13 protein-coding genes and 1 riboswitch are annotated in these 14,526 nt (G+C 72.3%); of the genes, 10 read left to right on the forward strand and 3 right to left on the reverse strand.

Annotated elements, in window-relative coordinates; all coding sequences use genetic code 11:
* Positions 1 to 13 precede the first annotated feature (13 nt).
* From ABZ172_RS25925 to ABZ172_RS25945, 5 genes are all read left to right on the forward strand, one after another.
* On the forward strand, positions 14 to 823 hold the full coding sequence (locus ABZ172_RS25925) for a c-type cytochrome (RefSeq protein ID WP_356886989.1): 810 nt from the start codon (positions 14 to 16) through the stop codon (positions 821 to 823).
* Positions 820 to 1,872, forward strand: coding sequence for a Rieske 2Fe-2S domain-containing protein (locus ABZ172_RS25930; RefSeq protein WP_356886991.1), 1,053 nt, complete (start codon positions 820 to 822; stop codon positions 1,870 to 1,872). The genes ABZ172_RS25925 and ABZ172_RS25930 overlap by 4 nt, the downstream gene beginning before the upstream one ends.
* Positions 1,869 to 3,494 carry a cytochrome bc complex cytochrome b subunit gene (locus tag ABZ172_RS25935; RefSeq protein ID WP_356886993.1) on the forward strand — a complete coding sequence of 542 codons (1,626 nt, stop codon included), beginning with the start codon at positions 1,869 to 1,871 and terminating at the stop codon, positions 3,492 to 3,494. Before ABZ172_RS25930 ends, ABZ172_RS25935 begins: the two co-directional genes overlap by 4 nt.
* A gap of 122 nt (positions 3,495 to 3,616) precedes the next feature.
* Positions 3,617 to 4,708: an anthranilate phosphoribosyltransferase gene (gene trpD / locus ABZ172_RS25940; RefSeq protein WP_356886995.1), complete on the forward strand. Its 1,092-nt coding sequence runs from the start codon at positions 3,617 to 3,619 to the stop codon at positions 4,706 to 4,708.
* A 95-nt stretch (positions 4,709 to 4,803) separates the two neighbouring features.
* Positions 4,804 to 4,921, forward strand: a riboswitch (SAM riboswitch).
* Positions 4,922 to 5,106: 185 nt separating this feature from the next.
* On the forward strand, positions 5,107 to 6,483 hold the full coding sequence (locus ABZ172_RS25945) for an aminotransferase class V-fold PLP-dependent enzyme (RefSeq protein ID WP_356886997.1): 1,377 nt from the start codon (positions 5,107 to 5,109) through the stop codon (positions 6,481 to 6,483).
* Positions 6,484 to 6,583: 100 nt separating this feature from the next.
* Here the strand turns inward: ABZ172_RS25945 and ABZ172_RS25950 are convergent, their stop codons facing one another.
* Both ABZ172_RS25950 and ABZ172_RS25955 read right to left on the reverse strand, forming a co-directional pair.
* The gene (locus ABZ172_RS25950) at positions 6,584 to 6,865 is read right to left on the reverse strand and encodes an Lrp/AsnC ligand binding domain-containing protein (RefSeq protein ID WP_356886999.1); all 282 of its coding nucleotides are present in this window, start codon (positions 6,863 to 6,865) and stop codon (positions 6,584 to 6,586) included.
* Positions 6,862 to 7,518, reverse strand: coding sequence for a rhomboid family intramembrane serine protease (locus tag ABZ172_RS25955; protein WP_356887056.1), 657 nt, complete (start codon positions 7,516 to 7,518; stop codon positions 6,862 to 6,864). The genes ABZ172_RS25950 and ABZ172_RS25955 overlap by 4 nt, the downstream gene beginning before the upstream one ends.
* A 263-nt stretch (positions 7,519 to 7,781) precedes the next feature.
* Between ABZ172_RS25955 and ABZ172_RS25960 the strand changes: the two genes are divergently transcribed.
* From ABZ172_RS25960 to ABZ172_RS25980, 5 genes are all read left to right on the forward strand, one after another.
* Entirely contained in the window at positions 7,782 to 8,024 is a 243-nt protein-coding gene (locus tag ABZ172_RS25960) for a hypothetical protein (protein WP_356887001.1), read from the forward strand.
* A gap of 37 nt (positions 8,025 to 8,061) precedes the next feature.
* Positions 8,062 to 9,423 carry an NYN domain-containing protein gene (locus ABZ172_RS25965; protein WP_356887002.1) on the forward strand — a complete coding sequence of 454 codons (1,362 nt, stop codon included), beginning with the start codon at positions 8,062 to 8,064 and terminating at the stop codon, positions 9,421 to 9,423.
* Positions 9,424 to 9,720: 297 nt separating this feature from the next.
* Positions 9,721 to 10,746, forward strand: coding sequence for an NlpC/P60 family protein (locus ABZ172_RS25970; protein ID WP_356887003.1), 1,026 nt, complete (start codon positions 9,721 to 9,723; stop codon positions 10,744 to 10,746).
* A 236-nt stretch (positions 10,747 to 10,982) separates the two neighbouring features.
* A complete protein-coding gene (locus ABZ172_RS25975) occupies positions 10,983 to 12,005 on the forward strand; it encodes a C40 family peptidase (protein ID WP_356887005.1) in 1,023 nt (340 codons plus the stop codon).
* Between the two features lie 16 nt (positions 12,006 to 12,021).
* A complete protein-coding gene (locus ABZ172_RS25980; RefSeq protein WP_356887007.1) occupies positions 12,022 to 13,275 on the forward strand; it encodes a hypothetical protein in 1,254 nt (417 codons plus the stop codon).
* Here ABZ172_RS25980 and ABZ172_RS25985 read toward each other — a convergent pair.
* Positions 13,232 to 14,497 carry a glycosyltransferase family 87 protein gene (locus ABZ172_RS25985; RefSeq protein WP_356887009.1) on the reverse strand — a complete coding sequence of 422 codons (1,266 nt, stop codon included), beginning with the start codon at positions 14,495 to 14,497 and terminating at the stop codon, positions 13,232 to 13,234. The two genes, ABZ172_RS25980 and ABZ172_RS25985, sit on opposite strands and share 44 nt — an antisense overlap.
* Between the last annotated feature and the right edge of the window lie 29 nt (positions 14,498 to 14,526).

The raw sequence follows: 14,526 nt of genomic DNA on the forward strand, positions 1-14,526 counted from the left end.
ACCGGGGTAATCCGTGAAAAAGCTCTCCGCACGACGACGCCATCCGCTGGCGGCGGTCGTCGTACTACTCCTCGCGCTGGCGGCTACCGGGGGGCTGTACGCCGCGTTCGCGCCTGCGGGTAAGGCGCAGGCCGACGAAACCGCCCAGTCCCTCGCCATCGACGAGGGCAAGAAGCTCTACTCCGTGGGCTGTGCCAGCTGCCACGGATCCGGCGGTCAGGGCACCACCGACGGGCCGTCCCTCGTGGGCGTCGGCTCCGCCGCCGTCGACTTCCAGGTCGGTACCGGACGCATGCCGGCCCAGCAGCCGGGCGCCCAGGTCCCGAAGAAGAAGGTCATCTACAACCAGGCCGAGATCGACCAGCTCGCGGCGTACGTCGCGTCGCTGGGAGCCGGCCCGATCACGCCCACCACGAGCCAGGTCGACCCCTCGGGCGCCGACGTGGCCAAGGGCGGTGACCTGTTCCGCACGAACTGCGCGCAGTGCCACAACTTCACCGGTGAGGGCGGCGCCCTCACCAAGGGCAAGTACGCGCCCAGCCTCGAAGGCGTGAGCCCGAAGCACATCTACGAGGCCATGCAGACCGGCCCGCAGAGCATGCCCTCCTTCCCGGACAGCACCATGCCGGAGCAGGAGAAGAAAGACATCATCGCGTACATCAAGACCGTCAACGGTGATGAGTCGGCGACCCCCGGCGGACTCTCGCTCGGTGGCCTCGGCCCCGTCAGCGAAGGTCTCTTCGGCTGGATCTTCGGCCTGGGCGGCCTGATCGCCATCGCCGTATGGGTCGCGGCCCACACCGCTAAGGCCAAGAAGTCATGAGTAGCCAACAGATTCCAGAAGAGAACCTGCCGGTAGAGCAGGGCACCGCGCACGGCGCGGTCGACGGTGCGGGCGACCCCTTCGCCGACCCGGGGCTGCCGGCCCACAAGCCGCGCATCCAGGACATCGACGAACGGGCCGCGGACCGCTCCGAGCGGGCCGTCGCCCTCATGTTCACGCTGTCCATGCTGGCGACCGTCGGCTTCATCGCCGCGTACGTCATCTTCCCGGTCGACAAGATCGTCTACATCTGGCCGTTCGGCCATGTGAGCGCGCTCAACTTCTCCCTGGGCCTGACCCTGGGCCTGGCGCTCTTCCTCATCGGCGCGGGCGCCGTCCACTGGGCGCGCACCCTGATGTCCGACGTGGAGGTCGCCGACGACCGGCACGCGATCGAGGCGACCCCCGAGGTCAAGGCCAAGGTCCTGGCCGACTTCGCGGACGGCGCCCGGGAGTCCGCGCTCGGACGCCGCAAGCTGATCCGCAACACCATGTTCGGTGCGCTGGCCCTGGTGCCGCTCTCCGGCGTGGTGCTGCTGCGCGACCTCGGTCCGCTGCCGGAGAAGAAGCTGCGCAAGACGCTGTGGGCCAAGGGCAAGCAGCTCGTCAACATGAACACCATGGAGCCGCTGCGTCCCGAGGACGTCGTCGTCGGTTCGCTGACCTTCGCCATGCCCGAGGGCCTGGAGGAGGACGCGCACGACTTCCAGTCGCAGATCGCCAAGGCCGCCCTGATGATCATCCGCATCGAGCCGGACAACATCAAGGACAAGCGCGAGCGCGAGTGGGCCCACGAGGGAATCGTGGCCTTCTCCAAGATCTGCACCCACGTCGGCTGCCCGATCAGCCTGTACGAGCAGCAGACGCATCACGTGCTCTGCCCGTGCCACCAGTCCACCTTCGACCTCTCCGACGGCGCCCGCGTCATCTTCGGTCCGGCCGGTCACGCCCTCCCGCAGCTGCGGATCGGCGTGAACAGCGAGGGCAACCTCGAGGCGCTCGGTGACTTCGAAGAGCCCGTCGGTCCTGCCTTCTGGGAGCGCGGATGAGTACTGCGACGGAAACACAGCGCAAGGCGCCCGCCGGTGAGCGGGTGGCCGACTGGGCGGACGGCCGGCTCGGCATCTACGGCCTGGCCAAGGCCAACATGCGCAAGATCTTCCCGGACCACTGGTCCTTCATGCTCGGCGAGATCTGCCTCTACAGCTTCATCATCATCATCCTCACGGGTGTGTACCTGACGCTGTTCTTCCACCCGAGCATGAACGAGGTCGTGTACCACGGCTCCTACGAGCCGATGCAGGGCATCCGGATGTCCGAGGCCTACGCCTCGACGCTGGACATCAGCTTCGACGTCCGCGGCGGTCTGCTGGTCCGGCAGATCCACCACTGGGCAGCGGTGATCTTCCTCGCCGGCATGTTCGTGCACATGTTCCGGGTGTTCTTCACCGGCGCGTACCGCAAGCCGCGTGAGATCAACTGGCTGTTCGGCTTCCTGCTGTTCGTCCTCGGCATGTTCACCGGGTTCACCGGCTACTCGCTCCCGGACGACCTGCTCTCCGGCACGGGTGTGCGCTTCACCCAGGGCGCCATCCTGTCGATGCCGATCGTCGGTACGTACATCTCGATGTTCCTGTTCGGCGGGGAGTTCCCCGGCACGGACATCATCGCGAGGTTCTACTCGATCCACATCCTGCTGCTGCCGGGCATCATGCTCGGGCTCGTGGTCGGCCACCTCATCCTGGTCTTCTTCCACAAGCACACGCAGTTCGCCGGACCGGGCAAGACGAACAAGAACGTCGTCGGCATGCCGCTGCTCCCGGTGTACATGGCCAAGGCCGGCGGCTTCTTCTTCCTGGTCTTCGGCTTCATCGCGATCATCGCGGCGATCGCCACGATCAACCCGATCTGGGCGCTCGGCCCCTACCGTCCCGACCAGGTGTCCACGGGCGCCCAGCCGGACTGGTACATGGGCTTCGCCGAAGGGTTCGTCCGGGTCATGCCGGGCTGGGAGATCAACCTCTGGGGCCACACGCTGGTCCTCGGCGTACTGATCCCGCTGGTCCTCTTCGGTGTGGTCCTGGCGGCACTCGCGCTCTACCCGTTCATCGAGTCCTGGATCACCGGCGACAAGCGCGAGCACCACATCCTGGACCGTCCGCGCAACGCCCCGACCCGTACGGGTCTCGGTGTCGCCTGGGTGACGATCTACTTCGTCATGCTGATCGGCGGCGGCAACGACATCTGGGCGACGCACTTCCACATGTCGCTCAACGCGATCAGCTGGTTCGTGCGCATCGCGTTCTTCGCCGGCCCGGTCCTGGCGTTCGTCGTCACCCGGCGGATCTGCCTCGGCCTCCAGCGCCGCGACAAGGAGAAGGTGCTGCACGGGCGCGAGTCCGGCACCATCAAGCGCCTGCCGCACGGTGAGTTCGTCGAGATCCACGAGCCGCTCAGCCCGGGGCAGCTGCACACGCTCACGGCGCACGAGCAGTACAAGCCGGCCGAGATCGGCCCGACGGTCGACGAGAACGGTGTCGAGCGCAAGCCGTCGGCGCTGCAGAAGCTGCGGGTCAGGCTCAGCCGGAGCTACTTCGGCGAGAACAACCAGATCGCCAAGCCCACCGCCGAGGAGTACAAGGAGATCACCAGCGGCCACGGCCACCACTGATCACCTCAGCTGAACGCCACAGCGGGAGCCCCGTCCATCCGATGGACGGGGCTCTTCGCTGTCCCCGGGGCTGGATAAGGTGGGAGGCGTATTCCTATCGGCTGTGGACCCAGGAGCGGACCATGAACGTGGTGACCCCGGACGGCGGCGGCAGCGTGGCGGGCCTCCCCCGGACTCCGTCCGGGGACACGCCCACCTGGCCCGGCGTGCTGACGCCCCTGCTGCGCGGTGAGGACCTCGGTGCGGACGACACGGCCTGGGCCATGGACCGCATCATGAGCGGCGAGGCCACGGACGTGCAGATCGCCGGCTTCGCGATCGCGCTGCGGGCCAAGGGCGAGACCGTCGACGAGGTCACCGGCCTCGTCCGCGCCATGTACGCGCACGCCCACACCATCGAGGTCCCCGGCCGCACGGTCGACATCGTGGGGACCGGCGGCGACATGGCCAAGACGGTCAACATCTCCACGATGTCGGCGATCGTCGTCGCCGGTACGGGCGCGAAGGTCGTCAAGCACGGCAACCGCGCGTCGTCCTCGGCCAGCGGCGCCTCCGACGTGCTGGAGAAGCTCGGCGTCAATCTCGACCTGTCGCCGCGGCGCGTCGTCGACGTCGCCGAGGAGGCGGGCATCACCTTCTGTTTCGCGGTGAAGTTCCACCCCGCCCTGCGGTACGCGGCCAGGGCCCGCAAGGAGCTCGGCACGCAGACCACCTTCAACATCCTGGGCCCGCTCACCAACCCGGCCCGGGTGCGGTCCCAGGCCATCGGTGTGGCCGATCCGAGAATGGCGCCCATCGTGGCCGGCGTGCTGGCCGACCGGGGCAACTCGGCGCTCGTCTTCCGGGGGGACGACGGCCTCGACGAGCTGACCACCACGGCCACCTCCCGGGTCTGGATCGTCCGCGACGGCGGCGTCCGCGAGGAGGCGTTCGACCCGCGTGACGTCGGTCTCGACCTGGTCCCCGTCGAGGCGCTGCGCGGAGCGGACGCCTCGTACAACGCGGACGTGGCGCGCCGGCTGCTCGACGGGGAGACCGGCCCGGTGCGCGACGCCGTCCTGCTGAACTCCGCCGCCGCGCTGGTCGCGCTGGACCCGGGCGCGGGCACGCTGGCCGAGCAGCTCGCGGGCGGCATCGAGCGGGCCGCCGCTTCGATCGACTCGGGGGCCGCCAAGCGGGTCCTGGAGCGCTGGGTGGCGGCCAGCACCACCTGAGCGCGGCGCGGCTCCACCCGCCGGCCGGCAGGGGCGCGGTCCGCATCGCGGACCGCGCCTTGCGCGTCCCGGGCGATGTGGCAAGATGCTGCGCAGGTCATGAGTGACAGCGACCACGGCCCCGGCCCGCTGTCCGGCAACCCTCCGTCCGTGGCGGGGTGCCCCGGGTGAAGACCAGGCCGCAGGCAGCGAGGTCTGCGGCAAGCGCGGGCCCCTCGGCATCCTCGAATGCCACCCCTTGGGGTCCTTGGTCCCAGGGAGCCTCTTGTGAGCAAGCGAATGCGATAGGGCTTCGGGCCCTCCTCCGCACACCCCCCTCTTCACTTCACGGTCCCCGTGCCGCGCGTCCCCGCGACCGCCGGTGCGCGGATCTCGCCTGCCTCTCACGGGAGTTCGCCATGTCTGTCTCCACCGTCGCCGCCGACCCGACCGTCTGTGCCCCGCTGCCGGTCCTGGGCGCGGACGTCACCGTCCCGCTCGTCACCGGCGGGGACGTCACCTACGCCGCCCTCGACTACGCCGCGAGCTCCCCGGCCCTGCAGCGGGTGTGGGACGACGTGGCCGCGTACGCCCCCTACTACGGCAGCGTCCACCGGGGCGCCGGCTACCTCTCGCAGCTCTCCACCGATCTGTTCGAGAGCAGCCGCACGACCGTCGCCGAGTTCCTCGGCTGCCGTGCGGACGACCAGGTGGTCTTCACCCGCTCGACGACCGACTCCCTCAACCTGCTGGCGGCCGCCCTGCCCGCCGGCTGCCAGGTGTTCGTGTTCGAGACCGAGCACCACGCGTCGCTGCTGCCCTGGCGGGACGCCCGGGTGACCTGCCTCGACGCGCCCCGCACCCCGGACGAGGCCGTCGCCACGCTGGAGCGGGCCCTCGCCGCCCGTGACCCCCACGGCCCCGCCCTGGTCTGCGTGACCGGCGCGTCCAACGTCACCGGTGAGCTGTGGCCGGTGCGTGAACTGGCCGCGGTGGCCCACGCCCACGGGGCGCGGATCGTGCTCGACGCGGCGCAGCTGGCCCCCCACCACCCGGTGGACATCGCCGCGCTCGACGTCGACTGGGCCGCCTTCTCCGGGCACAAGCTCTACGCGCCCTTCGGCTCGGGCGTGCTGGCGGGCCGGGCCGACTGGCTGGTGGACGCGGAGCCGTACCTCGCGGGCGGCGGCGCCTCCCGCACGGTCGCCCGGCGTGCCGACGGCGGCGTGGACGTCGAGTGGCACACCACCGCGGCCCGCCACGAGGCCGGATCGCCCAACGTCATCGGCGTCTACTCCATCGCCGCCGCCTGCAAGGCCCTGACCGAGGCCGGCTTCGACCGGCTGGTCGCGCGGGAGCAGCAGCTGGTGACCCGTGTCCGCGCGGGTCTCGCCGACGTCCCCCAGGTCACGGTGCTCTCGCTCTTCGGGGACGACGCCCCGCGGGTCGGCGTCCTCTCCTTCGTCGTCGAGGGCTGGAACAGCTCGCACTTCGCCGCGGCGCTCTCCGCCGAGTACGGCATCGGGGTGCGCGACGGGCTGTTCTGCGCCCACCCGCTGGTGCGCACCCTGCTCGGCAGCGAGCCGCAGGAGCCGGGCGAGTGCGGGGCCCCGGAGGCCGCGCCGGGGGAGCGGTCCCTCAACGCCATCCGGGTGAGCTTCGGCGCCGGCACCCCGGACGAGCACATCGACCGGTTCCTGGGCGCCGTCCGTGAGCTGGTGGCCGAGGGCGCCCGCTGGACCTACCGCACCGAGGAGGGCCGCTGCGTGCCCGACCGGGGCGCCGCCCAGGTCTGACCTGGCACCGTGCGCGAACGGCTCCGGCCGGGGAGGGAAGGCGTCGCGCCCCCTCCCCGGCCGGAGCCGTTCGCCGTCGCGGCCGCGGCGCCGGACCGCCTCAGCCGTCGAGGCCGATGGCGAAGGCCGCCTCCAGGTCGTGCTGGGAGTACGTGCGGAAGGCCACGTGGGTGTCGGTGCCCTCGACGCCCTGGATCTTGCTGATCCGGCCGGGGATGACATCGGCGAGGTCGTCGTGGCGGGCCACCCGGACCATGGCGATCAGGTCGTACGTACCGGTGACCGAGAAGACCTCGCTGACGCTGTCCAGCGCGGCGATGGCCTCGGCGATCTCGGGGATCCGGTCCACACTGGTCTTGATGAGCACGATCGCGGTGATCACGGCTGGCTTTCTCCCTCGGTGGCCGTGGCTGGAGACTTCACTCTAGTCCCACGGAACCGCACCCAGGCGTAGAGGAACCCGGCCGCGAAACCCGCCACGTGCGCGAGGTACGCCACGCCCGGGCCGCTCCCGGCGCTCCGTGCCGCCAGCCACTGGAGGACGAACCAGAAGACGAGCACGATCCAGGCGGGGAAGCGCAGCGGGAGGAAGAAGAGGAACGGGAAGAGGCTGGTGACCCGGGCCCTGGGGAAGAGGTAGAGGAAGGCGCCGAGCACCGCGGAGATCGCCCCCGACGCGCCGACCAGCGTCTGGTCGGAGTCCGCGTGCACGACCGCGTAGGCGGCCAGGGCGAAGTAGCCGCACAGCAGGTAGAAGAGGGTGAACTCCACGCGGCCCATGCGTTCCTCGGCCATCGCGCCGAACACGTGGAGGAACAGCATGTTGCCCAGCAGGTGCAGCCAGCTGCCGTGGACGAAGAGCGCGGTCAGCGGGGTGAGCAGCGCGTGCGCGGAGCCCGCCACGAGCTCGCTGGGGATCACGCCCCACCGCTCGAAGTACCCGGCCTGCGCGGCCAGCAGCGTGTCGGTGTCGCCGTAGACCGGGTTGAACCCCGAGAGCGGACTGATCAGGAACACCGCGACGCACAGCGCCATCAGCCCGTACGTGACCGGGGCGCCGCCGGCCGCGGCCGCCGCCCCGAACTCCCTCGCCCGCCCCCGCCAGTCGACTGCCCGCAGATCGATCACGTACAGAGCATGACGCACCGGCCCGGAACGGGGCAGAGCGCCTCGCCGTGTCGGCCGGTATGCACGAGGCCGTAGGGTTGCGGGAGGACATCCGCAGTTCGACGGCGCACCGCGAGATCGACGACCCGGGCACGCACGAGACTCGACGCACGACGAAAGAGGACGCAACGATGACGACGGTTCCCCAGCCGACCGCCGGGACCCGCTGGCGCTGCACGCTCTGCGGCAACCTCACCCGTTTCGACGTGACGCGCTCCTCGAAGGTCGTGGAGTACGTGCACCTCGACCTGGCCGGGGAGTCGAGTGTCGAGGAGCGAGAGGTGGTCAGTGAGACCATCGAGTCGGTGCGCTGCCGCTGGTGCAACGCCCTGGACCAGATCGAGCTGGTCGACAGGCCTGGTGCCGACTCCTGACGGAGCCGCGCGGACAGACACATAGGGGTGATGGAAGGTGGAGCAGCCGACAGGCGGCACCGGACCGGCCGACGCGGCCGGCGGCGCCGACGAGTCGCTCGACCGTCCGCTGCCCGAAGGCGTCCGCCGCAGGGTGGTGGCGCTGGTCTCGGACGCGTTCGGCGGGCTGACCGTCGGTGAACTCCCCGCCCAGCTGCGGCAGTACGCCCGCTTCACCCCGAGCCGGCGGGCCAAGTTCGCCGGTAACGCCATGGCCGCTGCCCTGGAGAGCGACCCGGTGTTCCGCCGGCGCATCGCCGAGCGCATCGGCCAGACCCAGCCCGAGCTGGCCGGGGCCCTGGAGTCCGGTGCGCCGCCCGCCGCCGCCGACCCGGTCGACGTGGCGGCCGCCGCCTACGTGCTGCGGCCGCCCGGCTGGGTCAAGCTGGTCGCCGCAGCCGGCGAGGAGGTCCAGCGGGCGCACGCCGAGCGTGCGGACGAGGAGGCCAGGCGCGAGCTGGAGCGGCTGCGCGAGGAGCTCGACCGCGCCCGCGGCCAGACCAGGGCGGACACCGAACGGCTGCGCGCGGAGCTGGAGGCGGCCCGCAAGGAGGGCGACTCCCTGCACCGCAAACTGCGCAGCGCCCTCAGCGAGGTGAAGCGCGGGGAGGCGGCCCTGCGCAAGGCGGGCGCCGAGACCGACAGCGTACGCGCCGAGAGCGCCGCCCAGGTCTCCGCCGCCGAGAGCGAGACCCGCCGGCTCAAGGCGCGGCTGGCCGAGGCGGAGTCCTCGGTGGAGGCGGGCCGCAGGGCGGCCCGTGAGGGGCGCTCGGTCGAGGACATGCGGCTGCGGCTGCTCCTGGACACCGTGCTCGACGCCGCGCAGGGGCTGCGCCGCGAGCTGGCCCTGCCGCCCTCCTCGCTCCGCCCCGCGGACGGCGTCGAGGCGGTGGAGCCCGGCCGGATGTCCCCCAAGGACATCGCCGCCAGGGCCCTTTCGGAGACCGACCCGGCGCTGCTCGACCAGTTGCTGGCCCTCCCGCAGGCCCATCTGATCGTCGACGGCTACAACGTCACGAAGACCGGCTATCCCCAGATGCCCCTGGAGAAGCAGCGGTTGCGCCTGCTGGGCGGCCTCTCGGTCCTCGCGGCGCAGACCGGTGCCGAGATGACCTGTGTCTTCGACGGCGCCGAGCTGGCCGTCCCGGTGCTCCTCGCACCGCCCCGCGGGGTGCGGGTGCTCTTCAGCAAGGCCGGGGTGACCGCGGACGAGCTGATCCGGCAGCTGGCGCGCGCCGAACCGCCGGGCCGGCCCGTCGTGGTGGTCTCCACCGACCGCGAAGTGGCCGACGGCGTCGCGAAGGCCGGTGCGCGGCCGGTCGCGTCCGCCTTGCTCCTGAAGCGCCTTTCGCGCGTCTGAGGCGCCATGTCGGTCATGCGCGACTTGCCGGATTTCATGGAACGTACCGTCAAGTCGCCGCTACACGCAGTGCGGTGAAAGTAAAGAAGTGCCTGGTGTGACGAGATTTTCCCCGTGAGGATTTGAACTGATCACAAGATGGTCACTAGGGTCAGGCTTCGAACCTTCGCACGGTTGATTACCCATCCGGGGTGACGGCGAAGGAACCGCCGAGTCCGTGACATGCACGGAGCCGGGGATCCGTATGTCATCCCCCACTACCCGGTAGGCGGCTCGAGGAAGAAGGAGCTCGCCTTCGTGGCGTCCCACCGTCGTCCCAAGCAGCCGAGCCGCACCCGCGTGACCGTGCTCACCGCGACCGCCGCAGCGGCCGTGGCCCTGACCTCCCAGGCCGCCCACGCCGACCCCAAGCCGACCAAGAGCGAGGTCAAGGCGAAGGTCGACAAGCTCTACCACGAGGCCGAGGAAGCCACCGAGAAGGCCAACGGCGCCAAGGAGCAGCAGGACAAGCTCAAGGAGCAGGCCGACGCCCTCCAGGACAAGGTCGCCCGCGGCCAGGACGAGCTCAACGCCCTGCGTGGCGAGCTCGGTTCGCTCGCGACCGCGCAGTACCGCTCCGGCGGGCTCGACCCGTCCGTGCAGCTGCTGCTCTCCTCGGACCCGGACAGCTTCCTCGACCAGGCCTCCGCGCTCGACCAGCTGACGGCCAAGCAGGCCGAGTCGCTGCAGAAGATCCAGGCGAAGCAGCGCACCCTCGCGCAGCAGCGCAAGGAGGCGCAGGGCAAGCTCGCGGACCTCGCCGACGTCCGCAAGTCGCTGAACGAGAACAAGAAGAAGTACCAGGGCAAGCTGGCCGACGCCCAGAAGCTGCTGAACACCCTCACCGCCGCCGAGCGGGCCAAGATGGCCCAGGAGGAGCAGCGCGCCAGCCGCGCCGCCGGTGACCGGGTCGAGCTCGGCAACGAGGTCCCGGCGTCCGCCCGCGGCGCCGCCGCCCTCCAGGCCGCGTCCACGCAGCAGGGCAAGCCGTACGTCTCCGGCGGCACCGGCCCCAACTCGTTCGACTGCTCGGGTCTGACCCAGTGGGCCTACGCCCAGGCCGGCGTCCAGATCACCCGCACCACGTACACCCAGATCAACGACGGTGTCCGGATCGGCCGCGGCGGTCTGAAGCCGGGCGACCTGGTCTTCTTCAACAACACCTCGCACGTGGGCCTGTACGCGGGCAACAACCAGATCCTGCACGCCCCGAAGCCGGGCGCCGTGGTCCGCTACGAGTCGATGGACTACATGGGCACCTTCCAGTTCGGCGTGCGCGTCTGACGCCCGAACGGGCGAATCACCGCACCCCCCGACTGAGCCCCGCCCCGCCGGAGACCACAGGTCACCGGCGGGGCGGGGCTCTTTCGTCCGCCTCCTCCTCCGGCGTGGCCGTTGGTCACGGCGTGTCCGTCCGGTTACTGTCTGCGCTGCCGTGCGGCTCACGGTCGTCGTTCCGCCCGGCCCGGGCGGCAGGGGCCGCGCACGTCTGCGTACAGCGGAAGGGAGTGCGGCTTCCTGTGGTGTCGCATCGCCGCCCCGACCGGCCCGGTCCCGACCGGGCCGTCCGGATCACCGTCCTGTCGGCCGCCATGGCCACCGCCGCCGCGGCCCTCGGCGCCGCCCCCGCGGGCGCCGCGCCCGAGGACACCCACGAGACGGCCAGGGCGGCCGTCGACCGGCTGTACGCGGAGGCCGAGCGCGCCACCGAGCGCTACAACGGCGCCCGGGAGGACCTGGGCCTGCTGCGCGGCCGGATCGCCGCGGCCCAGGACGCGGCGGCCCGGACGCAGGAGGACGTCAACCAGCTGCGCGCGTCCCTCGGCTCGATGGCGGGCGCGCAGTACCGCACGGGCGGCATCGACCCCTCGGTCGCGCTGCTGCTCTCCTCCGACCCGGACACCTTCCTGGACCGGGCCGCCGCCCTGGACCGCGCGGGCGAGCGCAGGGCCGTCACGCTGAGCAAGCTGCGGCGCGCCCAGCGCAGGATCGCCCAGAGCCGCGCGGAGGCCGCCGGGGCCCTCGCCGCCATGGAGCGCGACCGCGCCGCGGTGGCCCGGCACAAGCGCACCGTGGAGACCAAGCTGGAGCGGGCCAGGCACCTGCTGCGCACGCTGCCGGACGGCGACCGCGCGCCGCTCGGGCGTGCCTCGCGCTCCGCGGACCCCGGGACGCTCGCCGGGGACGCCCCCGCCTCCGCACGCGGGCTGGCGGCCCTCGCCGCGGCCCGGCAGGCACTGGGACGCCCGTACGTCTGGGGCGCCGGCGGCCCCTCCGCGTTCGACTGCTCCGGGCTGATGCAGTGGGCGTACGCCCAGGCCGGTGTCGCCCTGCCCCGGACCTCGCAGGCCCAGCGGTACGCCGGCCGCACGGTGCCGCTGTCGCAGGCGCGGCCCGGCGACCTCGTCGCCTACCGCGCGGACGCGAGCCACATCGGGATGTACGCGGGGAACGGCCAGGTCATCCACGCCCCGTACCCCGGTGCGTCGGTGCGCTACGACCCCGTCGGCATGATGCCCGTCTCCTCGGTCACGCGCGTCTGACCGTACGATCGGCTGAATGGCTGTTCGGACGCAGGACGCGCGGCGGGACCGCACCCGCGGACGGGGCACGGCGGGCGCCGTGCTCGCCGTCCTGCTGCTCGCGCCCGCCTGCTCCGCGCCCCGGGACGTCCCCCCGGGCCTGACCGCGCGGGAGATCGGCGCCACCCTGGACCGCCGGGCCGCCGCCGTCCTGGCGCACGACACCGACGCCTACCTGGCCGCGCTCGACCCCCGCGCCACGTCCTTCCGGGCCGCCCAGCGCACCGAGCTGCGCAACCTCGCCGACGTACCGCTGGAGTCCTGGGCGTACGCCGTGGGGCACGTGACGGAGCGGAGCGCGGACCGGGCCACCGCCGAGGTCGAGCTGCGCTACCGGATCCGGGGCTACGACAAGGCCCCCATGACCTCCTCCCGCACGGTGGAGCTGGTCCGCCGTGGCGAGGACCGCACCTGGTACGTCGCCGCGGACCGGGCCGCCGAGGGCGCCCCCGGGCTGCTCTGGCAGCAGGGCGACGTCGAGGTCGTCCGGGGCGCGCGCAGCCTCGTCCTCGGGGTGGGCCGCCGGGACGCGGAACTGCGCCGGATCGCGGACACCACGGACCGGGCCGTCCCGGTCGTCACGGGGGCCTGGCCCGAGCCCTGGGCCGAGCGGGTCGTGGTGCTCGTCCCCGCGTCCGTGGAGGACATGGCGGGGCTCCTGGGCTCGCCCGCGGCGGGCTACCGGGGCATCGCGGCCGTCACCACCGGGGAGGTGGGCGGCAGCGGCCGGGCCCCGGCGGACCGGGTGATCGTCAACCCGCAGGCGTACGGAATGCTCGGGGACTTCGGGCAGCGGGTCGTGCTGACCCACGAGACCACCCACGTGGCGACCCGGGCGCACACCTCCGCCGCCACCCCGGTCTGGCTCTCCGAGGGCTTCGCCGACTGGACCGCCTACCGCGGGGAGAGCCGCACCGCCCCGGAGATCGCGCCGGACCTCGCCGAGGCGGTCCGCTCCGGCGGCCTGCCCGCACAGCTGCCGTCCGACGAGGACTTCGGCTTCGCCGAGGACGCCGGGAAGCTCTCCCGGGCCTACGAGGGCGCCTGGCTGGCCTGCGAGCTGATCGCCCGGGACTGGGGCGAGGCGGAGCTGACCGCCTTCTACGAGGCGGTGGGGAGCCGTCCGCAGCGGGAGGGGTCCGTGGAACGGGCCCTGCACACGGTGCTCGGCACCACCCCCGAGGACTTCACCGCGCGCTGGCGGGAGTACCTGCGCGCCCGTCTCGGCTGACGTCCTGCGCCGAAGGTCCCCGCCGCGCCCCCGGCACGGTGTCCCGCCAGAGCCGCCGGCCCGCCGTCAGCGCCGCCGCGACGAGCAGCCCGTTGCGCAGCACCATGAGGAGCACGCCCCGGGCGTCGCTCGCCACCACGTGCGAGAAGCCGAGCGGGAACTCCAGCAGCGTGACCGCGGTCGCCGCCAGGACCAGACAGCCCGGCCCGGCCATCCGGCTGCCCCGGAAGACCAGGCACACCGCGGCGAGCCCGAGCGGCCACACCATGTACTGGGGGCTGATGACCCGGCTGGTCACGGTGAACAGCAGCACCGCGGTGAACGCGGCGTCCGCCGTGGTGTGCACCGCGAAGGTACGGGCCCGCAGCCGCCACACCAGGAGCCAGCCGAGGGCGAGGACGCTCAGCGCCAGCATCAGCGTGCTCACCAGCGCCACCTGGGGGCCGGCGAACTCCATCGAGCCGTAGCGGAGCTCCACCCGGCCCTCCCAGCCGAACTGCCGGGCCACGTGGAAGACCAGCGCCCCCAGCGACTCCACCTCCAGCCCCCGGTCGCGCTGGAACGTCAGGAAGGCGTACCCGCCGGGCAGCACCACGGCGGCGGCCAGGGCCAGCCCGGCCGCCGTCAGTGCCGCGGCCGACCAGGCGCGGCGCGTCTCCCGTCCCCGCACCGTCCCCACCAGCAACAGCACCGGCCAGACCTTCAGCAGCGCCCCGAAGGCGGCCAGCGCCCCCAGCACCCGCGGGTGGCGCACCCCCGCGAGGAGCGCCGCCACCGCGACCGCCGTCACCATCAGGTCGTAGCGGGCGTACACCGTCGGCCCGAGCAGCGGCACGCCCGCCACCCAGAGCCGGGTGCCCGCGTGCCGCATGCCCGGGCGGCCGCCCGCGTACGACAGCAGCCCGAAGACCAGCGCGTCGCACACCAGGGCGAGGACGAAGAAGGCGGAGGCGTAGTCCAGGAAGGGCAGCAGGTCGGGGGAGAGCACCGCGAGCGCGGCGGCCGGCGGATACTGCCAGGTCACGTCGTCCAGCGGATACGAACCGGCGTGGAACACCCCGTACCAGCCCCGGTAGATCACCGAGACGTCGCTCGTGACGTCGGGGCCCGGAACCGTGAACACCTTGAAGATGCAGAGCAGCAGCACCGCCCGGGTGAGGCCCCACACGGCGAGCCGCAGACCCGGGGAACCGCGGTCACGCGTACCTGTCCTGACCGTCATGCCGCCATGATGCAGTCACCGGCCGTGCG

This window comes from Streptomyces sp. NPDC006296, assembly GCF_040613235.1.
Classification (GTDB): Bacteria; Actinomycetota; Actinomycetes; order Streptomycetales; family Streptomycetaceae; genus Streptomyces.

Bases quoted from the DNA above. Each gene is read 5' to 3' on its own strand.
- ABZ172_RS25960 (WP_356887001.1), top strand. From the start codon at position 7,782: ATGACGACGGTTCCCCAGCCGACCGCCGGGACCCGCTGGCGCTGCACG.
- ABZ172_RS25985 (WP_356887009.1), bottom strand. From the start codon at position 14,497: ATGACGGTCAGGACAGGTACGCGTGACCGCGGTTCCCCGGGTCTGCGG.
- ABZ172_RS25935 (WP_356886993.1), top strand. From the start codon at position 1,869: ATGAGTACTGCGACGGAAACACAGCGCAAGGCGCCCGCCGGTGAGCGG.
- ABZ172_RS25980 (WP_356887007.1), top strand. From the start codon at position 12,022: ATGGCTGTTCGGACGCAGGACGCGCGGCGGGACCGCACCCGCGGACGG.
- ABZ172_RS25930 (WP_356886991.1), top strand. From the start codon at position 820: ATGAGTAGCCAACAGATTCCAGAAGAGAACCTGCCGGTAGAGCAGGGC.
- ABZ172_RS25945 (WP_356886997.1), top strand. From the start codon at position 5,107: ATGTCTGTCTCCACCGTCGCCGCCGACCCGACCGTCTGTGCCCCGCTG.
- trpD (WP_356886995.1), top strand. From the start codon at position 3,617: ATGAACGTGGTGACCCCGGACGGCGGCGGCAGCGTGGCGGGCCTCCCC.
- ABZ172_RS25955 (WP_356887056.1), bottom strand. From the start codon at position 7,518: ATGGCGCTGTGCGTCGCGGTGTTCCTGATCAGTCCGCTCTCGGGGTTC.